The sequence below is a fragment of the Streptomyces sp. NPDC001700 genome (genome assembly GCF_053596435.1).
On the sequence record NZ_JBSFGE010000027.1, the window covers coordinates 104,895 to 124,012 of the forward strand.

At 71.2% G+C, this 19,118-nt stretch carries 21 protein-coding genes; 5 read left to right on the top strand and 16 right to left on the bottom strand.

Features of this window, described 5'->3' with window-relative positions:
* Positions 1 to 47 precede the first annotated feature (47 nt).
* On the top strand, positions 48 to 530 hold the full coding sequence (locus ACWC5C_RS35060; protein ID WP_450882180.1) for a VOC family protein: 483 nt from the start codon (positions 48 to 50) through the stop codon (positions 528 to 530).
* Positions 531 to 590: 60 nt separating this feature from the next.
* Here ACWC5C_RS35060 and ACWC5C_RS35065 read toward each other — a convergent pair whose 3' ends face one another.
* The gene (locus ACWC5C_RS35065) at positions 591 to 1,535 is read right to left on the bottom strand and encodes a threonine/serine dehydratase (RefSeq protein ID WP_450882182.1); all 945 of its coding nucleotides are present in this window, start codon (positions 1,533 to 1,535) and stop codon (positions 591 to 593) included.
* A 73-nt stretch (positions 1,536 to 1,608) separates the two neighbouring features.
* Between ACWC5C_RS35065 and ACWC5C_RS35070 the strand changes: the two genes are divergently transcribed.
* Complete coding sequence (locus tag ACWC5C_RS35070) at positions 1,609 to 2,238, top strand: TetR/AcrR family transcriptional regulator (RefSeq protein ID WP_450882184.1); 630 nt, start codon at positions 1,609 to 1,611, stop codon at positions 2,236 to 2,238.
* 18 nt (positions 2,239 to 2,256) lie between these two features.
* Here ACWC5C_RS35070 and ACWC5C_RS35075 read toward each other — a convergent pair whose 3' ends face one another.
* The 8 genes from ACWC5C_RS35075 to ACWC5C_RS35110 form a co-directional block, all read right to left on the bottom strand.
* Positions 2,257 to 3,213: an alpha/beta fold hydrolase gene (locus ACWC5C_RS35075; RefSeq protein WP_450882186.1), complete on the bottom strand. Its 957-nt coding sequence runs from the start codon at positions 3,211 to 3,213 to the stop codon at positions 2,257 to 2,259.
* Positions 3,214 to 3,395: 182 nt separating this feature from the next.
* Positions 3,396 to 5,333, bottom strand: a complete 1,938-nt coding sequence (gene htpG, locus ACWC5C_RS35080; protein ID WP_450882188.1) for a molecular chaperone HtpG — start codon at positions 5,331 to 5,333, stop codon at positions 3,396 to 3,398.
* 202 nt (positions 5,334 to 5,535) lie between these two features.
* The gene (locus tag ACWC5C_RS35085) at positions 5,536 to 5,718 is read right to left on the bottom strand and encodes a hypothetical protein (RefSeq protein ID WP_450882190.1); all 183 of its coding nucleotides are present in this window, start codon (positions 5,716 to 5,718) and stop codon (positions 5,536 to 5,538) included.
* Between the two features lie 201 nt (positions 5,719 to 5,919).
* Positions 5,920 to 6,366: a nitroreductase family deazaflavin-dependent oxidoreductase gene (locus tag ACWC5C_RS35090; RefSeq protein ID WP_450882192.1), complete on the bottom strand. Its 447-nt coding sequence runs from the start codon at positions 6,364 to 6,366 to the stop codon at positions 5,920 to 5,922.
* Positions 6,367 to 6,467: 101 nt separating this feature from the next.
* Positions 6,468 to 7,469, bottom strand: coding sequence for a Ppx/GppA phosphatase family protein (locus tag ACWC5C_RS35095; RefSeq protein WP_450882194.1), 1,002 nt, complete (start codon positions 7,467 to 7,469; stop codon positions 6,468 to 6,470).
* Between the two features lie 28 nt (positions 7,470 to 7,497).
* Positions 7,498 to 7,677, bottom strand: a complete 180-nt coding sequence (locus ACWC5C_RS35100) for a hypothetical protein (protein ID WP_450882196.1) — start codon at positions 7,675 to 7,677, stop codon at positions 7,498 to 7,500.
* 218 nt (positions 7,678 to 7,895) lie between these two features.
* Positions 7,896 to 8,849, bottom strand: a complete 954-nt coding sequence (locus tag ACWC5C_RS35105) for a DMT family transporter (protein ID WP_450882198.1) — start codon at positions 8,847 to 8,849, stop codon at positions 7,896 to 7,898.
* A gap of 55 nt (positions 8,850 to 8,904) precedes the next feature.
* Entirely contained in the window at positions 8,905 to 9,351 is a 447-nt protein-coding gene (locus tag ACWC5C_RS35110) for a protein-tyrosine phosphatase family protein (protein ID WP_450882200.1), read from the bottom strand.
* A gap of 86 nt (positions 9,352 to 9,437) precedes the next feature.
* Between ACWC5C_RS35110 and ACWC5C_RS35115 the strand changes: the two genes are divergently transcribed.
* Positions 9,438 to 10,277 (top strand): LLM class flavin-dependent oxidoreductase, encoded by an 840-nt coding sequence (locus ACWC5C_RS35115; RefSeq protein ID WP_450882202.1) that lies wholly within the window; start codon positions 9,438 to 9,440, stop codon positions 10,275 to 10,277.
* Between the two features lie 67 nt (positions 10,278 to 10,344).
* On the opposite strand, the gene ACWC5C_RS35120 is transcribed toward ACWC5C_RS35115, so the two are convergent.
* From ACWC5C_RS35120 to ACWC5C_RS35150, 7 genes are all read right to left on the bottom strand, one after another.
* Positions 10,345 to 11,001: a hypothetical protein gene (locus ACWC5C_RS35120; RefSeq protein ID WP_450882204.1), complete on the bottom strand. Its 657-nt coding sequence runs from the start codon at positions 10,999 to 11,001 to the stop codon at positions 10,345 to 10,347.
* 54 nt (positions 11,002 to 11,055) lie between these two features.
* Positions 11,056 to 12,600 carry a Rieske 2Fe-2S domain-containing protein gene (locus ACWC5C_RS35125; RefSeq protein WP_450882206.1) on the bottom strand — a complete coding sequence of 515 codons (1,545 nt, stop codon included), beginning with the start codon at positions 12,598 to 12,600 and terminating at the stop codon, positions 11,056 to 11,058.
* A gap of 123 nt (positions 12,601 to 12,723) precedes the next feature.
* Positions 12,724 to 13,527 carry an ABC transporter ATP-binding protein gene (locus ACWC5C_RS35130; protein ID WP_450882208.1) on the bottom strand — a complete coding sequence of 268 codons (804 nt, stop codon included), beginning with the start codon at positions 13,525 to 13,527 and terminating at the stop codon, positions 12,724 to 12,726.
* The gene (locus ACWC5C_RS35135; RefSeq protein ID WP_450882210.1) at positions 13,524 to 14,570 is read right to left on the bottom strand and encodes a FecCD family ABC transporter permease; all 1,047 of its coding nucleotides are present in this window, start codon (positions 14,568 to 14,570) and stop codon (positions 13,524 to 13,526) included. Before ACWC5C_RS35135 ends, ACWC5C_RS35130 begins: the two co-directional genes overlap by 4 nt.
* Positions 14,567 to 15,601: an ABC transporter substrate-binding protein gene (locus ACWC5C_RS35140; protein ID WP_450882212.1), complete on the bottom strand. Its 1,035-nt coding sequence runs from the start codon at positions 15,599 to 15,601 to the stop codon at positions 14,567 to 14,569. The genes ACWC5C_RS35135 and ACWC5C_RS35140 overlap by 4 nt, the downstream gene beginning before the upstream one ends.
* A 58-nt stretch (positions 15,602 to 15,659) precedes the next feature.
* On the bottom strand, positions 15,660 to 16,424 hold the full coding sequence (locus ACWC5C_RS35145; protein ID WP_450882214.1) for a CbtA family protein: 765 nt from the start codon (positions 16,422 to 16,424) through the stop codon (positions 15,660 to 15,662).
* A 51-nt stretch (positions 16,425 to 16,475) separates the two neighbouring features.
* A complete protein-coding gene (locus ACWC5C_RS35150; protein ID WP_450882216.1) occupies positions 16,476 to 16,700 on the bottom strand; it encodes a CbtB domain-containing protein in 225 nt (74 codons plus the stop codon).
* A 263-nt stretch (positions 16,701 to 16,963) separates the two neighbouring features.
* On the opposite strand from ACWC5C_RS35150, the gene ACWC5C_RS35155 reads away from it, so the two are divergent.
* Positions 16,964 to 17,548 carry a histidine phosphatase family protein gene (locus ACWC5C_RS35155; protein ID WP_450882218.1) on the top strand — a complete coding sequence of 195 codons (585 nt, stop codon included), beginning with the start codon at positions 16,964 to 16,966 and terminating at the stop codon, positions 17,546 to 17,548.
* A 151-nt stretch (positions 17,549 to 17,699) separates the two neighbouring features.
* Positions 17,700 to 19,118 (top strand): S1 family peptidase (locus tag ACWC5C_RS35160; RefSeq protein ID WP_450882220.1); only part of this gene is annotated, 1,419 nt, incomplete at its 3' end.

Genomic DNA, 19,118 nt, shown 5'->3' on the forward strand with positions numbered 1-19,118 from the left:
CGGCGCCGGTCGGTACAGGTAAACACTCCCACCTGTAGGAGGCACCGATGGCCAGCGACGGATTCACCACCTGTCTGTGGTTCGACGGCCGGGCCGAAGAGGCGGCGCAGCACTACGTATCGATCTTCAAGGACGGCAAGGTCGGGCGGACCGTCCGCTACAGCGAGGCCGGTCCCGGCACCCCCGGCTCGGTGCTGACCGTGGACTTCGAGGTCAACGGCCAGAAGTTCGTCGGGCTCAACGGCGGGCCGGAGTTCACGTTCAACGAGGCCATCTCGTTCCAGATCCACTGCGCGGACCAGGAGGAGGTCGACTACTACTGGAACCGGCTCCTGGAGGGCGGCGGCCAGGAGCTCCAGTGCGGCTGGGTGAAGGACAAGTTCGGGGTGTCCTGGCAGGTCGTCCCCGACGGGCTCATCGAGATGATCGCCGACTCCGATCCGGCGAAGGCGAAGCGCGCCATGGACGCCATGATGCCGATGGTCAAGCTGGACATCGCCGCACTGCGGAAGGCGTACGCGGGGGAGTAGCCGGCCGCCCCTCCCACCCGCCCCTCCCCGCGCACGGAGGAGGGGCGGGGGCATCCGCGGCTACGGGCGGGCCAGGTCTCCCGGATCGGTGTTGGCCCCGCACAGCAGCACCGCCACCTTCTCGCCGGGCCGGGGCTCGTACGCCCCCGACCGCACCGCCGCGAGCGCCGTCGCCGCGGCGTGCTCCACCGCGATCCGGCGCTCGTCCCACAGGGCCTGCCGCGCCGAGACGATCGCCTCGTCGGACACCAGCACCGACCGCACCCCGTCCCTGCGCGCCCACTCCAGCGCCATCGGTGACGCACGCCGCGCCCCCAGCGAGTCCGCCGCGACCGAACCGACCGGGACGTCGACCACCGCCCCCGCCTCCAGCGCCGCGTTCAGCGCGCGCGAACCGTGCGGCTCCACGGCCACCACTCCGACGCCGTGCGCCAGCGCGGACACCGCGACCCCGGTGAACAGCCCGCCGCCACCGACGGACACCACCACCGTGTCCAGGTCCGGGCGGCACCGCAGGATCTCCTCCAGCACGGTGCCCGCACCGGCCGCGATCAGCGGATGGTCGTAGGCGTGCGACTCCAGCGCACCGGTCTCGGCGGCGTACGTGCGCGAGGCGTCCAGCGCCTCGGCGTACTCCCGGCCGACCTGGCGTACGTCCGCCCCGAGCGCCCGCAGCCTGCCCACCTTGACGGCGGGCGCCGTCTCGGGGACGAACACCGTGGCGGTCACGGAGTGCCGGGCCGCCGCCCAGGCGCACGCCAGCCCGGCGTTGCCACCTGAGGCGATGACGACACCCGCGTCCGGAACGGTGCCAGCCTCGACATGGCTGCCGATGAAGTTGAACGCCCCGCGCGCCTTGAAGGAGCCGGTGTGCTGCAGGAATTCCAGGGCCAGCCAGCCCTCGGCCTTACCGAAGGCCCCGTCGTCCACCGGGGCGAGCGCGACGGGCCGGATGTGCCCCGCGACGCGTCGCGCCGCGGCCTGTACGTCTTGATGAGTCACCACGAGATACACTGTAACAACCACTGTAACGTCGCGTCGCGTGAGAAAGTATGTGCCCGTGAGGAAGAAGCGGACCGTGGCCGAACCACCCGCCCCGGACGCCATCGCGGTGGCGGCCCTGGCGGTCATCGACGAGGAGGGCCCCGAGGCCCTGAGCTTCCGGGCGGTGGCCCAGCGGCTCGACGTCTCGCACGCCACGGTCTTCCGCCGCTGCGGCGACTTCGACGGACTGCTGAACGTCTGCGCCGACCACCTGGCCACGCTGCTGCCTCACGTACCGCAGGACACCGACTGGGCCGCCGCCACCGAGACCCGCTTCACCGCGCTCTACGAGGTACTCCTCCGGCACCCGGGTCTTGCGGCGCTGCGCGCGGGCCGCTCCTGGTTCGGCCCGCAGCTGCTGAGCCGCCTGGTCGAGCCGCAGCTCGCCCAGAGCGTCGCCGCCGGGATGACACCGGCGGCGGCCATCCAGGTCTACCGGCGGCTGTATCTGCTCACCCTCGGCGCCGTCGCCTTCGTCGACCACCACGACGAGAAGCGGGCCCTGGCCACGGCGCGCACCGCGCTCGCCGCGCTGGACCCCGAGGAGTTCCCGGTGCTGACGGGCCAGCGGGACGTGGTGCTGCCCGCCCTGACCGATCACGACGTCTACTACGACGGGCTGCGCCAGCTGATCCGCGCCGCGGCCGCCGAACACCTCGGCTGACCCCTCGGGCGCGTGGTCTCAGCCGAGCGCCCGCAGCCAGGCGATCAGCAGCCGGTTGACCTCCTCGGCCCGCTCCTGCTGCACCCAGTGACCACAGCCGTCCAGGAGGTGCGAGGACACCAGCCCGGGGAGGGTGGTGGGGTACGCCTCGATGGCGTCGGCCAGCCAGCCGAGCGAGGCGTCCCGCTCCCCGGCCAGGAACAGCGAGGGCTGGGTGAGCGGTGCCCCGTCCCACGCCGCGAGATCCTCCCAGTCGCGGTCGGCGTTGCGGTAGCGGGCCAGCGCCCCGGCAAGACCGGTCCGCTCGAACTCGGCGGCGCAGGTGTCGAGATCGGCCTCGGTGAGCCAGGAGGGCGGCGGGCCGTCCGGGAAGCGGTCCCGCATCCGTCCGCCCCGGGGGACGAAGAAGGGGCTGCCGCCGTCCGGCGGGGGCGCGGTGTCGCCCGAGAGCGCGGCGTAGAACCCGGCGAGCCAGCCGCGCACATCGGGCTCGATCTCCGCCTCGGCCCGGCCGGGCTGCTGGAAGTAGCTGACGTAGAACTCCTCGTCCCCGCCGATCCGCGCGAAGATCTCGCTGGGCCGGGGGCCGCCCCGGGGCGCGTACGGCACGCCCAGCAGCCCCACGGCGGTGAACACATCGGGCCTGAGCAGCGCGGAGTTCGCGGCGATGGGGGAGCCCCAGTCGTGGCCCACGACCACCGCGGTCTCCTCGCCGAGGGCACGGACCACGCCGACGTTGTCGCCGACATGGGCGAGCATGCGGTACGCCGCCACATCGCGCGGCGCGGAGGAGCGGCCGTAGCCGCGTACGTCGAGGGCCACCGCGCGGTATCCGGCGGCGGCGAGCGCGGGGAGCTGGTGGCGCCAGGAGTGCCAGGTCTCGGGGAAGCCGTGGAGCAGGAGGACCAGCGGGCCGGAGCCCGCCTCCACCACATGGATACGGGCGTCCGGAACGTCGACCAACCGGTGGTGCATGGGATCCTCCCTGAGCTGCCGGGGCCTTCCGGCCCGCTACGTCACGATCATGCGGCGGCGGCCGGGGAGGTACGGAGAGGATTTGCCGCTCCGGCAAAAGCCGGGCGGAAACGCCCCGGGCGGGCCGTGATGACGGCCCGCCCGGGGGTGTGGCTCACCGGGAGCTGATCACAGGGTGCTGATCACAGCGTCTGCTCCAGGCGGCCCGCCATCAGCTTGATGAAGCGCGACGGGTCGCTCAGCTCCCCGCCCTCGGCGAGCAGGGCCATCCCGTAGAGGAGTTCGGCCGTGTCCGCGAGGCCCTGGTCCTCCGCGCGCTCACCATGGGCCGTGCGCAGACCGCTGACCAGCGGATGCGTGGGGTTCAGCTCCAGGATGCGCTTGATCTGGGGCACGTTCTGCCCCATCGCGCGGTAGATGTTCTCCAGCGCCGGAGTGACATCGTGGGTATCGCCGACGATGCAGGCGGGGGAGGTGGTGAGACGGGAGGACAGCCGCACCTCCTTGACCTGCTCGCTCAGCGTCGTCGTCATCCAGGACAGCAGATCGGCGAAGTCCTTCTTCTGCTGCTCGCGCTCGGGCCCGTTCTCGCCCGTCTCGTCCTCACCGTCGAGGTCGACCTGCCCCTTGGCGACCGAGCGCAGCTGCTTGCCCTCGAACTCGGGGACGGCGTCGACCCACAGCTCGTCGATCGGGTCGGTGAGGACCAGCACCTCGTACCCCTTGGCCTGGAAGGCCTCCATATGGGGCGAGTTCTCGACGAACGAGCGCGACTCGCCCGTCAGGTAGTAGATGTGCTCCTGACCCTCCTTCATCCGCTCCACGTAACTCCGGAGCGTGGTCGGCTGCTCCGCGTCGTGCGTCGAGGCGAACGAGGAGACCTCCAGGATCGCGTCCCGGTTCTCGAAGTCGCCCAGCAGCCCTTCCTTGAGGACGCGGCCGAACTCCTGCCAGAACGTCGCGTACCGCTCGGCGTTGTCGGACATCATGTCCTTCACCGTCGACAGCACCTTCTTGACCAGCCGGCGGCGCATCAGCTGGATCTGACGGTCCTGCTGAAGGGCCTCGCGCGAGACATTCAGCGAAAGGTCGGCGGCGTCGACGACACCCTTGACGAAGCGCAGGTATTCCGGCATGAGCGCTTCGCAGTCGTCCATGATGAAGACGCGCTTGACGTAGAGCTGCACACCCCGCTTGCGGTCCTGCATATACAGGTCCTGCGGTGCGCGGGAGGGAATGAACAGCAGCGACTGGTATTCGAAGGTGCCCTCCGCCTGCATGCGGATGGTCTCGAGCGGGCCGGTCCAGTCGTGGCTGATGTGCTTGTAGAACTCGCTGTATTCCTCGTCGGTGACCTCGCCACGCGGGCGGGCCCACAACGCCTTCATCGAGTTGATGGTCTCGAGTTCCGGTGCGCCGCCGTCGTCGGGCGTGCTGTCGTCCTCGGACGAGGCGGCGGGGGCTTCACCGGCCATCCGGATCGGCCAGGTGATGAAGTCCGAGTACCGCTTGACGATTTCCCGGATCTTCCACGGGGAGGAGTAGTCGAAGAGGTGGTCCTCGGCGTCCTCGGGCTTGAGCCGCAGGGTGACCGTGGTGCCCTGGGGCGCGTCCTCGACCGCTTCGATGGTGTACGTGCCTTCGCCGCTGGACACCCAGCGGGTGCCCTCGCTCTCACCCGCGCGCCGGGTCAGCAGCGTCACCTCGTCGGCGACCATGAAGCTGGAGTAGAAACCGACCCCGAACTGCCCGATCAGGTCCTGAGAGGCCGCCGCGTCCTGCGACTCCTTCAGCTCCTTGAGGAATTTCGCGGTGCCGGAGTTCGCGATCGTCCCGATGAGCTGCACCACGTCCTCGTGGGACATGCCGATGCCGTTGTCACGGACGGTCAGTGTGCGCTGTTCCTTGTCGACGTCCAGCGCGATATGGAGATCGGAGGTGTCCGCCTCCAGTTCCCCGTCCCGGAGGGATTCCAGCCGCAGCTTGTCCAGGGCGTCGGAGGCGTTGGAGATGAGCTCCCGCAGAAAGACATCCTTGTTCGAGTAGATCGAATGGATCATCAGCTGCAAGAGCTGGCGTGCCTCGACCTGAAACTCGAATGTCTCTACCCCTGTAGTCACCTGATTCCCCTCATGCGATAAGTGTGCGACGCGGTCAAGTCCGTTGCGTCGCCGGAATCTTATCGAAGAGGGAGGTCACCGCGCGTGGTGGTCCAGTGCCTTCGCGCGGTCGCGTGGCCCGATGGCTGGAGCCCCGGGCCGCGCCGGTTGTCATGGTCGAATCCGAAGAGCCCGCTGCGGGGCGAGGCGTACGGACCCCTCGTCACTCGCTCTTCTGGTGCGGGTTGGAGCCCTGGGCGGGGCGGATCCGGCTCCAGTCGAGGGCCTCGGCGGCCTCCCGCTGAATCTCCTCGGCCGCTTCCCGCGCCTCGGCGAGAACGTCGCCCTGTTCCGCTATGAGACTGTCGTAGATCGGCGACAGGTCGCCTTTGTTCGCGGTGGTCATGCTGAGGTACTTCCTTCGTGCCGTGGTGCAGGTGTGCCACCCGAGCCTAACCCTCGGTTTCCCCTGTCGCGAGGACGCATATCACCGTTGTCCCCCCGGGCCCGATCACGTAGAGATTGTGTGATGGACGGGTGGAGGCCGCCCGGCGCCGGAGCGGGGGCGCGGCCGCCGGGCCGGGCTCCCGCTCCCGCTCGGTGCGGCTCAGTGCGGTGTGGCCGCGGGCTCCAGGACGAAGACGGGGATGTCGCGCGTGGTCTTCTCCTGGTACTCGGCGTAGTTCGGGAACGCCTCGACCGCGCGCCGCCACCACCGCGCCTTCTCCTCGCCGGTGACCTCGCGGGCGGTCATGTCCCGCAGCTCCGTCCCGTCGCGCAGCTCGACGCGGGGGTCGGCCAGCACGTTGTGGTACCAGACGGGGTGCTGGGGGGCGCCGCCGAGCGAGGCCACCGCCGCGTAGCTGCCCTCGTGCTCCACCCGCATCAGCGGAGTCTTGCGGATCTTCCCGCTCTTCGCCCCGCGCGAGGTCAGCACGATGACGGGCATGCCCCGCATCGTGGTGCCCTTGGTGCCCCCGGAGCTCTCGATCAGCTCGACCTGATCGCGCACCCACTGGGTCGGGCTCGGCTCGTACTCACCGTGAAGAGGCATGTCATCCGTCCCCATCGTCGTCGACAAAGATTGCCGAACCGCATAACGCGCGGGACCCGCCCGATCATCCCGGGGGAGCGCCGGGCGGACGGCGCGGTGGTTCAGGAGACGGTGTGCAGCCGGTGGAGGGTGTGGCTCCGGGCCCGCGGTATGGCCGCCGCCGGAAGCGGCTGGGTGCTGAGCGAGGCGAGCCGGTCCAGCAGGACTCCCTCGCGCAGGGCCCAGGGGCAGATGGTGACCCGCGGCACGCCCAGTACCTCCATGGCGGCCTCCGCCACGATCGCCCCGGCGAGTGACTGATGGGCCCGGGAGACGGAGATGCCCGGCAGCCGGGCGCGCTCGGCGTCGGACCTGGCCGCCAGCCGGGGAATCCACTGCCGCAGATCGGAGCGGTCGAGGGTGCTGAGGCCGGGCGTCCCGGCCGTCGGCTTGGGGGCTCCGGCGAGCCGCGCGAGCTGGGTGAAGGTCTTCGACGTGGCGATCGCGGACACGGGGACCGGCTGGTCGCGCAGGCCGACCGTGGCGTCGGTGAGGACGGAGCGCGCGTACTCGCGCAGCCGTGCCACGTCCCGCTTGTGCACCGGACCCTCGTCGGGCAGGTGGTGGCGGGTGAGGTGACCGGCCCCGAGCGGCAGCGAGAGCGCCACCGCGGGTTCCGTACGGCCGCCGCAGGCCAGCTCCATCGAGCCGCCGCCGATGTCGAACAGCAGCATCTGCCCGGCCGACCAGCCGTGCCAGCTCCGCGCGGCCAGGAAGGTCAGGCGCGCCTCCTGCTCGCCGGTGAAAAAGCGCACCCGGACTCCGGTGGCGTCCTCGATCGCGGCGAGGACGGCGTCCCGGTTGGCCGCGTCACGCACCGCGGAAGTCGCCAGGGGCACCAGGTCGTCGGCCTCGTGCGCCGCGGTGACCGCTTCGCTTTCGGTCACCGCGCCGACCAGCCGCCGGATGGCGTCGTCACTGATCACGCCTTGGTGATCGGTCGCCTCAGCCAGATGGACCGATTGCTTGAGCGTGGTCACCGGCTCGGGCGGTCCACCCGGAACGAGATCGGCGATTTTCAGGTGAACGGCACGTGAACCTATGTCGAGCACTGCAAGACGCATGCCTGCTGAGTGCCCGAGTTGCCGGGCTTTACGCCGCGAGGGGGCCCTGCTGGGGGGTGGTGGAGGGGGTAGGGGATTCCTTTTCGCCGTTCCGCTCCGTCGCGCCCTGGGACGTGGCCGTACGGCGTCCGCTGGGGAACGTCAGGTCCGGTACGTCGACCAGGGGCGGCAGATCGGGCGTGAGCAAGGGTTGCTCGTTTGTGTCCATGAGCCGATGGGTACCCTCGCGCATCGCACTCATCCGTGGCGGAGCGGATTCTTCTCTGCGATACCGGTCACACTCGGACTATATCGGTCGGAGAGTGATCGATATCGCGCAGAAAAGTGTGCCAAGCGGTCATGGGCACAACGGCCGGATCGCGCCGGTGCTGTGCCCGAAGCTGCTAATGGAGGCCTGGCGTCCGCATACCGCTGATCGGCGTTCCGCTAGTCGGCCGGAGACGTCTCCCGGGGTGCCTGGCCGCCGGTGGCCACGACCGCCGAGGCCGCCGGGCGCGGACGGCGGCGGGAGAGCCCGACCCCGGCCAGGCACAGGGCACCGCCAGCGAGCGTCAGCAGGCCCGGCACCTCGTCCAGCAACAGCCAGGACATCAGCACCACCAGCGCCGGTACGACGTAGGTGGTGGCGCCCATCCGGCCCGCGGTGGTGCGGGCCAGGGCGAAGGCCCAGGTGGTGAAGGCGAGCGCGGTCGGGAACAGGCCCAGGTAGATCACGTTGAGCGTGGCGGACATCGGGGCGTGGGCGGCGTCCGACACCAGCGTCCCGGCGAACGGCAGACAGGCCACCATTCCGATCAGGCAGCCGAAGGTGGTCACCTGGAGCGCTCCGCCGTGCCGCAGCGCGGGCTTCTGGGAGACGACACCACCCGCGTACGTCATCGCGGCCACCAGACACAGCAGCACGCCGAGGACGGACGCGCTGCCCGAGCCGGACATCGAGAGCCCCACGATCACCGCGCCGCTGAACGACACCGCCGTCCCCCACAGCAGCGGACGCGGCAGCCCCTCGCCCAGCAGCTTGCTGCTCAGCAGCGGGATGAGGATCGGGCCGATGTTGACGACCAGCGCCGCCGTGCCCGCGTCGACCAGCTGCTCACCCCAGTTGAGCGCCACCGAATAGACGCCGAACCAGAAGAAACCCGAGCAGGCGATCCCCGGCCAGGCGGCGCGGGGCGGCCACCCCACCCGCCGTATCAGGCAGATCGCGCCCAGCGCCACCGTCCCGGTGAACAGCCGCCCGAGTGCCAGGGCGCCGGGCGAATAGGCCGAGCCCGCGCTGCGGATGGAGACGAAGGCCGAGGCCCACAAGACGACGGTGACGCCTGCCGCCGCCAGGGCGGGCCATTCCTTCTGGTAACCGGTGTCCGGCGCTTTGCTCATGACGCTGACCCTAGGTCGCGTGCGTTTTGGCACTCAAGACATTTTCAATACACCGTCAATCGAGGACCGCGGACTCCCTGAACCGCGTGACATAGCGCCGCTGCCAGGGCGTTTCCACGGCGCGTGCCGCGTAGTGCTCGCGTACGTAAGCCACCGCCTCCCCGGGCGGTACGCCGTCCAGCACCGCGAGGCAGGCCAGCGCCGTGCCGGTGCGGCCCCGGCCACCTTCGCAGGCGACCTCGACCCGCTCGCCCGCGGCCCGCTCCCACACCTCGCGCAGCGCGGCGGCGGCCGCCTCGCGGTCGGACGGCAGCCGGAAGTCGGGCCAGCGGAGCCAGCGGGCCTCCCACTCGACCGACGGCGGTTCCTTGCCCAGCAGATACAGCGCGAAGGCGGGCGCGGGGCCCTCGGGGAGCGGGTGGCGCAGCCCCCGGCCGCGCACGAGCCGCCCCGAGGGAAGCCCTAACACCCCTGGTGCGGAAGGGGTCCACGTAGTGTTCATGGGGTGAGAGTAGCGGCGCGGGGGCGGGCGCGGCAGGGGAGCGGGGCGGTGTATCCGGCGCCATGATCACTTTCTAGGGTGAGGGCATGGAAATTGGAGTCAACGTCCCGAACTTCGGCCCGGGTACCGGCCCGGATGTACTGCGTCAGTGGGCCCGGACCGTCGAGGGCCTGGGGTACGACCTCCTGATGGTCTCGGACCACGTCACGGTCACGCCCGATGTGGCGGAGCAGTACCCGGCCCCGTTCTACGACCCCTTCACCACGCTCTCCTGGCTGGCCGGAATCACCGACCGGGTGCGGCTGGGGACCACCGTGCTGGTCGTCCCGTACCGGCATCCGCTCCTCATCGCCCGCATGGCCGCCAACCTCAACCAGCTCAGCGGCGGCCGCCTGGTCCTCGGCGTCGGCGTGGGATGGGCGCAGCAGGAATACGAGGCGCTCGGCGTGGAGTTCGGGCAGCGCGGGAAGCTGACCGACGAACACCTCCAGACCATCCGCACGGCCTGGGAGGACGACGCGGACTACCGCAGCGGGGACATACCGGTCTGGGTGGGCGGTATGAGTGACGCCGCGCTGCGCCGGGCGGTACGGCACGGTCAGGCGTGGCATCCGATCTGGTTCACCCTCGACTGGCTGCGGGAGGCGCTGGACCGGCTGAAGAGCATCGCGGAGGAGCTGGGCCGCCCGGTGCCCGCACTGGCCCCGCGACTGGTGCTGAAGGTCACCGACGAGCCGGTCACCGGCCCCGAACGCGCCGCCGGTGAGGGCACGATCGACCAGATCATGGACGACATCGAGGAGCTGCGCCGACTGGGCGCCGAGTCGGTGCTGCTCGACCCGTACAACGGCGACCCGGAGGAGACCCGTCACCCGGAGCGCGCCTGGCAGACGCTCGCGGCCGTGGCCGCCCGCCGGAGCGGCTGATCGGCCGCCGGGAGCCGGTGACGCCGCTGTCCGGCTCCCGGCTCCCGGCTCCCGGCGTGCGACCCGATCAGCCCACGCGCTCGATGCGCGCGTTGCGGATCAGGTTCTTGCCGGGCTCGCGGACCTGCTCGAAGGCGGCGTTGTTGAGCAGGGCGCAGCTGCCCGAGGTCGAGGTGACGGAGACGGTCGTGGACTTGTCGTTGTCCAGGTTGGTCACCTTCAGCTTGGTGCCGGTCGGAAACTGATTGCTGGACGCGGCCGGGGCGCCGTCCTCGCCGGACAGGGTGACCGTCGAGCCCGCGCACACGACCTCGCCGCCGGTGGCCGCCGCGTCACCGGCCGCCCCCGTATCACCAGCGGCCGCCGTGTCGTCGGCCGCGGCCTCGCCGCTCGGTGTGGACGCGGCGGCGGGGGAGTCCACCGCGCACCCGGACGCCTCCTGCTTGCGCTTGATCTCCTCGATGACCGCCTGCCGGTTGGCGATCCGGGCCTCCGACTGCGCGTCCGGATTCGCCTGCTGGTCCGCGATGAACTTCTCGTTGTTGGCCAGCGCCTGCGTCAGTCCGTCGCATACGGTCGAGTTGGCGGCCGACTTGACCGTACTCGGGCTGGTGGTGGCGTTACTGGTGGCCGCCATCACTCCGGCTCCCGTACCGGCCAGCGCCACCGCGCCGACCAGGAGCACCAGCTGCTTGCGGCGGCCGGGGGTTCTTCTGCGCGTCATGGGGGACTCCTTCGGTGGGTTCACCGACCCATACGCACCTGAGCCCCGCCCGTCTCAGGGTTTCTCGCACCGCTTGGCGCGCAGTTCGTGGCCGTCGGCTGTCAGGCAGCGCCCGGTGGCCAGGTCGTAGCGCCAGCCGTGCAGGGTGCAGGTGAGCACCTCGCCCTCGATCTGCCCGAACCGGCCCAGGTCGGCGCCCAGATGGGGGCAGCGGCGCTGGATCCGCCAGTGGTCGAGTTCGATGTCCTGGCCGTCGTCCTCGCCGGCGGCGTAGTAGTTCTCGACGTACTCGACGCGCTCCATGGACAGGCACTTGAAGAACACGTACAGGAACTCGTTGTACGGGCCTACCCGGCTGGCGCTGAACCGCATCGACAGCAGCAGGCTGTTGGACCAGTCGACCTCGCGCTTGGCGATGTTGGTGGCCACCAGGTCGCCGGTGGTGGAGAGCGTGTAGCGGCAGCGCTCGCCGTTCCACTCCCGCACCTCCCGCGCCGGGAAGTCGATCACGACCGGGATCTCGCCCACGTCCAGCCGGGCAGGGCCGCCGACGCCCGCGCAGATGTGGTCCGCGCGCGCCAGCAGCGGCTCCCACCACCGCTTCAGCTCGGTCAGCAGCCGCCTCCGCGGCAGCGCGGGGGTGCGCGAGGCCCGTTCGGCGGCGAGGGCGGGGCGCCGACGGCGGGCGAGGTCGCGCAGATAGGCGCGCTTGTCCCCGAAGATATGGTCGATCTCCTTGTCGGTGTGGCGGTGGGTGAGTTTGCAGGCGGTGTCCTCCGGCTCCGCCACCGTGCCCGGCAGCAGCAGATGCGCCGAGACACCGGGCCGCGCCCGCGCGAGCTGGGCCAGGAACTCGCGCTGGTCGGTGAAGATGGACTCGCCGTCGCGACCGGTGCCGTTGTAGTCGAAGAGCGCTTCGTCGAGGAAGCACGGCGGACCCGCGTTGGGGAAGACGTGAGCCGCGTCGACCGCGTCGATGTAGCGCAGGGCGCGGTCGAACTGGCCCTGCCGCTTGCGGGCGGCGAACTCCCGCTTCGCGGAGTCCGGCAGCCGGTAGACCATCGGGTACCAGATCGCCCCGGAGAACTGCGTGAAGTACGCGTCGACCTCGCCGAACTCCCGGATCGCCGGGATGTCCAGCGGATGCGCGTCGTTCTGGTTGAGGAGCACGGTTTGCCCGTCGTCCAGGGAGAGCGCGGAGTCGCCGATGGGGCCGTCGCCGGGGCCGGTGAGGGCGGTGATCATGATGCGCAGGCCGTCCCGCTCGACCGGCCGTCCGCTCTCGGTGCGCAGGAACCGGGTGAATCCGAGCCCGCGCAGCTCACGCTCCAGCTCGTCGGTGGCGAAGGCGGGCAGCAGCACCGTGATGTCCTTGCGCACATTGCGGCGCAGATTCTGCGCGTCGAAGTGGTCCCGGTGCAGATGGGAGACGTACAGATAGTCCGCGGACCGCCCGTAGTGCGCCCAGTCCAGCTCCGTGTTGTCCGGGAACGGAAACCACGAGCCGAAGAAGGCGGGGTTCACCCAGGGATCGCACAGTACCGATCCCGCCGCGGTCTCGATGAAGAGTCCCGCATGTCCAAGTCCGGTGATACGCATACCGCAGCACCCCAACCAGCTCATCAGGTATGTCGGATAAGTCCGACTCTCCCGGTGATCCGGAGTGGATGCATCCGCAGGTGCGCTCGGCGGGTGATTCCGCGGATTCCGGCTACCTGGTGGCTACCTGGTGAGGAAGCGGATGTGCGGGCGCCCGTCCGGGCCGTCCGGTGTGACGGCCGTACGTACCCCGTAGACCTCGGCGATCAGATCCTCGGTGAGGACATCCCCGGGGGCGCCCGCGGCCGCCACCCGCCCCTCCCGCAGTACCAGCAGCGTGTCGCAGTACATCGCCGCCAGATTCAGATCGTGCAGCGCGATCACGGTGGTGACCGGCAGATCCGCGACGAGCGCCAGCAGATCGAGCTGGTGCTGGATGTCGAGGTGGTTGGTCGGCTCGTCCAGCAGCAGCTCCCGGGGCGTTTGCGCGAGGGCGCGGGCGATCTGGGCGCGCTGGCGCTCACCGCCGGAGAGGGTGTGCCACGACTGGTCGGACCGGTCCGTGAGCCCGGTCTGCTCCAGGGCGTCGCGTATCGCCTCCTCGTCCGCCGCCGACGGCCCCGACCAGGGGCGGCGGTGCGGGATGCGGCCGAGGCCCACCACCTCGCGTACGGACAGCTCGGACTGGGTGACGGCCTCCTGCTCGACCACCGCGATCCGGCGGGCGACCGCCCTGCGGTGCAGGTCCGCCAGCGGGTGGCCGTCGAGCGTCACCACGCCCGAGGCGGGGGCGAGCACCCCGGCCAGCAGCCGCAGCAGCGTCGACTTGCCCGAGCCGTTCGGCCCGAGCAGCCCGACGCACGACCCGGGCGCCGGGGCGAGGCTCACCCCGTCCACGATCAGGCGCCCGCCCGCTTCGCGCGCCACCCGCTCCGCGCGCAGCCCGGCTCCCTTGCCCGTGTCCTCCAGGACGCGATCCCCGGTCATCCGGTGCCCGCCTTCCGGGTGCGGTAGAGCACCAGTACGAAGGCCGGTACGCCGATCAGCGAGGTCACCACGCCCACCGGCACCTCCTGCGGATCGAGCACGGTCCGGGCCAGCGTGTCCACCCACACCATGAACACCGCCCCGGTCAGCGCCGTCACCGGCAGCAGCCGGGCGTGTCCCGAGCCCACCAGGGCGCGGGCGGCGTGCGGAAGCACCAGCCCGACGAAGCCGATCGCGCCCGCCGAGGCGACCAGCGTCGCGGTCAGCAGCGCGGTGACGGTCAGCAGCACGATCCGGGTACGGACCACCCGTACGCCGAGCGTGGCCGCCGCGTCCTGCCCGAACGCGAACGCGTCCAGCGCGTGCGCGTGCAACCCGCACACCAGCAGCGCCACGGCCAGCACCGCGAGCCCCGCCCACACCTCGGCCCAGCCGACGCCTCCGAGCGAGCCGAGCAGCCAGAACAGCACGCCGCGGGTCTGCTCCGCGTCCGCCGCCGTCGTCACGATGAACGAGGTCAGCGACGAGAACAGCTGCATGGCGGCCACCCCGGACAGCACCACCCGGTCCGTCGTACCGCCCAGCACCTGGCTGAGCGCCAGCACCAGCGCGAACGACACCACCGCACCCACGAAGGCCCCGGCCGAGACGGACACCGCCCCGCCACCGGCCCCCAGCACCACCACGGCGACCGCGCCGGTGGACGCGCCCGAGGAGACACCCAGGACGAACGGGTCGGCCAGCGGGTTGCGCAGCAGCGACTGCATCACCGCCCCGCACAGCGCGAGCCCGGCCCCGCACACCGCGGCGAGCAGGGTGCGCGGCAGCCGCAGATCCCACACGATGCCGTCCCGGATCGGCGTCAGCCCGGTGCTGCCCCAGCCCAGATGGGACGCCACCACGGCCCACACATCACCGACCCGGATGTCGGCCGGGCCGATGGTGATGGCGAAGGCGATCGACAGGGGCAGCGCCACGGCCCCGGCCGCCCACAGCGCCGGGTACCGCAGCCGTCGTACACGTAGCGCGGCGGGATCGGTCACCGGTCGGAACCGAAGCGGCGCAGCGCGGCGGCCACCTTCTCGACGCCGTCGACCGTACGGATCGACGGGTTCATGGCCTGCCCGCTGAGCATGACGTACCGCTTGTTGCGGACGGCGTCCATCGACCGGGTGACGGGGTTGGACTCCAGGAACGCGATCTTCTTCGCGGCGGTCTCGGCCGACTCCTGCTTCCGGGTGAGGTCGCCGAGCACCAGGACGTCGGGGTTGCGTTCCGCCACCGTCTCCCAGTTGATCTGCGGCCATTCCTCATGGGCGTCGTCGAAGACGTTCTTCGCGCCGACCTCGTTGGTGATGATGCCCGGGGCGCCGCAGCAGCCCGCCATGTAGGGGGACTCGGAGTTGGCGAACCAGTAGAGGACGGACGTGCCGGACGCGTCGATGCCCTTGGTGGCCTTCGCGACCCGGGCCTTGAGCTTGCCGATGAGCGCGTCGCCGCGCTTCTCCACGCCGAAGACCGTGGCCAGGTCGCGGATCTCACCGTAGACGTCGTCCATGGTCAGCGGGGTGCCGCGGCTGCCGTCGCCGTCCCCGCTGTTGTCCTTGGTGCAGTCGGCGGGGGCGACGTACGTCGGCACCTTGAGCTTCTCGAACTGCTCACGGGTGGCCACCCCGCCCTTGCCCAGCGTGGATTCGAAGGACGCGGACACGAAGTCCGGCTCCTTGTCGAGCACCTTCTCGAAGGAGGGCGCGTTGTCCGCGAGCCGGGGCACGGTGGCGTTCGCCTCGCGCAGCCCGGGCAGCACGGGGTCGGTCCAGGTGGCGGTGGCGGACAGCCGGTCGGCGAGCCCGAGCGAGAGCAGGATCTCCGTCGATCCCTGGTTGAGCGACACCGCCCGCTGAGGCGGCGCGGTGATACGGACCTTCTGGCCGCAGTTGCTCACGGTGCGCGGATATCCGGGGGCGTCCTCGGCGGATCCGGAGGACGCTTCGGGGCCGCCACCGCAGCCGGTCAGCAGCAGGGCGCCGGTCAGCAACAGGGTGGCGCGACGGGCAGGACGTGCTATCGGCACGGGCGGTGGTTCCTCTGGCGATGGGTGGCGGATCGGGCGTGGCGGGGGAGCGGGGTGGTCAGCGGACGGCTCCCGCGTTCGCCCTGGTGCCCTGCGCCACGGCGGCCACCGGGCGGGGGGTGAGCTGCCGCTCGGCCAGATATCCGAAGATCAGGCCGAAGGATCCCCACAGCGTCGCCTGCACGGCGAGCGTCGCCAGCCGGAACTGCCACAGCAGGGTGGCCGGGAAGCCGTCGGGCGCCTCGTTGAAGGACGGCAGGAACGCGTACGCGAACCCGATCACCACGAGGAAGGCGACCGCGGCGGCCACGCTGGCGTTCCAGTTGCCCAGCCGCGGCGCCAGCCGCTTGCCGAGGATGACCGCGGCGACACTCAGCAGCACGCTGAGGACCACCATCAGGAAGTACAGCGTGGTGCGCTGGTCGAGGGTGGCCGGGTCGCCCACGGCCGGCGGGTTGGCCGGGTACTTCAGGAACGGCACCACATAGACGGACACCAGCGCGCCGAGTGACACCAGCGCGGCGGTGGCCCGCGGGCCGAACCGGCCGACCCTGCCCAGGGCGAAACACACCGCGAGGGCCGCGATGCCGCCGATGGCGACACCGTAGATCAGCACGCCGGTGGCCAGCCCGCCGGTGGACTGCATGGTGCGGCTGACGAGTTCGACGCCGCCGTGTTCATGGCTGTGCGCTTCCTCGTACGCGATGGCCGAGTCCACGCGCGGCTCGCCCAGCAGATACGCCACGGCGAGGGCGAGCAGCCCGGCGGCGAGACCCGCGAGCATGCCCCGGACGAGCAGCGCCCGGACGGATATGGAGTTCATGGTGGTGTCGATTCCCCTGGTGTGGAGCTGAGACTGAGGCGGTGAGTGCGGTCAGTGGCAGGGGAAACCGAGCAGATGGCGGCCGTCGTGCACCCACTCGTGCACGCTCTCACCGGAGATGACCGCGGTGGCGCCCTGCTCGGCGCCGACGAAGTACAGGAGGATCAGCATGAGGACGCCGAAGAACAGCGCCCACGGGGCGATCGCCTTCAGCGAGATGGGGGTGATCTCCGGCACCGGCTGGGAGCTGGGTGCGGGAACGGCGGACTGAGCCATGGCGACCTCCTGGGAACACGCGTCCCGGTTGTTGGTACTCGTACGACAACGCTGGGTCTGACTCGCCCGCCGGACGGCCCGCGCTTACGGGACCATTCCGCCGGAACACACAGTGGCGCGACCGTGCCGGACTCTCACCGGACTTCCGTCGCGTCGTCGTTTTCCATGAGACCGTAGCGCGCGACCCCCGGCCGCCGCTACGTCGCGGTCGCCGGAATCGCCGCCCTCACCAGGGCAGATGGTACGGAAAAGAGGACAAGGCAGTGCATATCACCCTGCTGGCGCCCGCGGTCAACGCGGCCCTGCGGCAGGTGCGTTTCGACGACGCCCCGCCGGACGCGGCCGCCGTGCGGCGGGCCCGGGCCGCCGCGGGCGCCGTGCCGCGCCACGATGTGATGTTCACCGCACCCTCCGCCCGCTGCCGCGGCACCGCACAGGCCCTCGCCCTGGACGCGGCGGTCGCGCCCGAGCTGCGCGACCTCGATGTGGGCCACTGGCGCGGCCGGTCGCTGGACGAGGTGGGGCGGGAGGCGCCCGAGGAGGTCGCGGCCTGGCTGTCGGACCCGGCGGCGGCGCCGCACGGCGGTGAGTCGCTGCTGCGGCTGATCGAACGGACCGGAGCCTGGCTGGAGTCCGGGGCGGGGCAGGATTCCGGGGCCGGACGGGACGTACGCGTGCTCGCCGTCGCCGATCCCGCCGTGATCCGCGCCGCCCTGGTCCACGCGCTGGACCTGCCGCCGCGCACGTTCTGGCGCCTCGACGTCGCCCCGCTCACGGTGACCGCGCTGAGCGGCCGGTCCGGCCGCTGGAACCTGCGCTGCGGACAGCCCCTGACGGCCCCGGACTAAGCACGCCGCACGCCGATTTCCCCCCGCGTCACAACAGCCGCGCTTCGCGGTGAGCGCGACGCCGGTCCCGCCCGTATGGAGAGGGAGGGCCCCGTCCGGCCGAGCCCTGGCTCTGGCCGTCGGCGCTGGATCGACGTAAGGAGACGTGGTGGTGAAGCACACGCGGCGAGGCGTGCGCCATGGAGTACGGTACGCGGCCGTCGGTGCCATGGTCTGCGGCGGACTGCTGGTCGCACAGTCCTCACCGGGCGGATCGGCGCACGGAGCGGAGAGCGGAGGCTCCTCGCAGGTCCTGGACGGGGAGAACGCCCAGGAGGGTTCGAGAACGGACCTCGGCAGCCGTCTGGTGGCCGAGCTGGGCGCGTCCCGTACGGCCGGGAACTGGACGGCCGAGGACGGGAAGCCGGTCGTCGCGGTGACCGACGAGGAAACGGCCGCCGAGGTCACCCGGGCCGGGGCACGGGCCAAGCTGGTCCGGTACAGCATGGAGCAGCTGCGATCCGCCACCGAGACGCTGCGCTCGGCGCCCCGGGTGGCGGGCACCGCATGGATGGTCGACCCGAAGACCAACAAGGTGATGGTGCTGGGCGACAGCTCCGTATCCACCGCCGACTGGTCGCGGATGAAGGACATGGCCGCGCCGATGGGCGAGGTGAGCATGGAGCGCACCACGGGCACGTTCACCACCAAGACCGACGGTGCCGCGCCGATCTTCACCAACGGCAGCCGCTGCTCGGCCGGTTTCAACGTCACCAACGGCCAGACCGGTTTCATCCTGACCGCCGGGCACTGCGGCCCGCCCGGTACGCCCTGGTTCCAGGACACCGCGGGCAAGACGAGCATCGGCACCACCGTGCAGACCAACTTTCCCGGCAACGACTTCTCCCTGGTGCGCTACGACAACACCAAGCTCAGCCGGAACAGCGTCCTGGACGTGGGCAGCAGCCAGCAGGTGAAGATCACCAACGCCGCCGACCCGACCGTGGGTCAGGAGGTCTTCCGCAGCGGCGCCACCTCCGGACTGCGCTCCGGCAAGGTGACGGGGCTCAATGCCACGGTGAACTACCCCGAGGGCGCCGTCAGCGGGCTGATCCAGACCACCGTGTGCGCGGAGCCGGGAGACAGCGGCGGTCCGCTCTTCGTCGGGAACACGGCACTCGGCGTGACCTCGGGCGGCAGCGGCGACTGCACCAAGGGCGGGGTGACCTTCTTCCAGCCCGTCACCAAGGCGATGACGGCGCTCGGCGTGACCATCCCGGGCACCAGGATCGGTGAGGCGGGCGGCGCGGCCGACAACTCCGCCAGCGCCCCGGGCACCCAGGTGGCCCAGGACGGTGTGACGTCGCTGGACGGCATCATGGAGCGGGTGGAGGCGTTCGGTCCCGGCCTGTGGATCATCGCCGGAGGCGTCGTCGGCTTCGCCGTCAGCCTGCGCCCGCGCCGGCGGCGGTACACCAGCTACACCCCGGGCTGGTCGGGTCACGGGCGTGCTGTACGACCCGCGCGGCCGCGAAGTGCGGCGGCTGTCCGCCGAGGAGGCCGACGGCAAGGCCGAGCTGACGGCACAGGT

Bases quoted from the DNA above. Each gene is read 5' to 3' on its own strand.
- ACWC5C_RS35130 (WP_450882208.1), bottom strand. From the start codon at position 13,527: ATGACCGGGGATCGCGTCCTGGAGGACACGGGCAAGGGAGCCGGGCTG.
- ACWC5C_RS35110 (WP_450882200.1), bottom strand. From the start codon at position 9,351: ATGAACACTACGTGGACCCCTTCCGCACCAGGGGTGTTAGGGCTTCCC.
- ACWC5C_RS35090 (WP_450882192.1), bottom strand. From the start codon at position 6,366: ATGCCTCTTCACGGTGAGTACGAGCCGAGCCCGACCCAGTGGGTGCGC.
- ACWC5C_RS35095 (WP_450882194.1), bottom strand. From the start codon at position 7,469: ATGCGTCTTGCAGTGCTCGACATAGGTTCACGTGCCGTTCACCTGAAA.
- ACWC5C_RS35075 (WP_450882186.1), bottom strand. From the start codon at position 3,213: ATGCACCACCGGTTGGTCGACGTTCCGGACGCCCGTATCCATGTGGTG.
- ACWC5C_RS35060 (WP_450882180.1), top strand. From the start codon at position 48: ATGGCCAGCGACGGATTCACCACCTGTCTGTGGTTCGACGGCCGGGCC.
- ACWC5C_RS35105 (WP_450882198.1), bottom strand. From the start codon at position 8,849: ATGAGCAAAGCGCCGGACACCGGTTACCAGAAGGAATGGCCCGCCCTG.
- ACWC5C_RS35120 (WP_450882204.1), bottom strand. From the start codon at position 11,001: ATGACGCGCAGAAGAACCCCCGGCCGCCGCAAGCAGCTGGTGCTCCTG.
- ACWC5C_RS35150 (WP_450882216.1), bottom strand. From the start codon at position 16,700: ATGGCTCAGTCCGCCGTTCCCGCACCCAGCTCCCAGCCGGTGCCGGAG.
- ACWC5C_RS35115 (WP_450882202.1), top strand. From the start codon at position 9,438: ATGGAAATTGGAGTCAACGTCCCGAACTTCGGCCCGGGTACCGGCCCG.
- ACWC5C_RS35085 (WP_450882190.1), bottom strand. From the start codon at position 5,718: ATGACCACCGCGAACAAAGGCGACCTGTCGCCGATCTACGACAGTCTC.
- ACWC5C_RS35125 (WP_450882206.1), bottom strand. From the start codon at position 12,600: ATGCGTATCACCGGACTTGGACATGCGGGACTCTTCATCGAGACCGCG.
- ACWC5C_RS35100 (WP_450882196.1), bottom strand. From the start codon at position 7,677: ATGGACACAAACGAGCAACCCTTGCTCACGCCCGATCTGCCGCCCCTG.
- ACWC5C_RS35145 (WP_450882214.1), bottom strand. From the start codon at position 16,424: ATGAACTCCATATCCGTCCGGGCGCTGCTCGTCCGGGGCATGCTCGCG.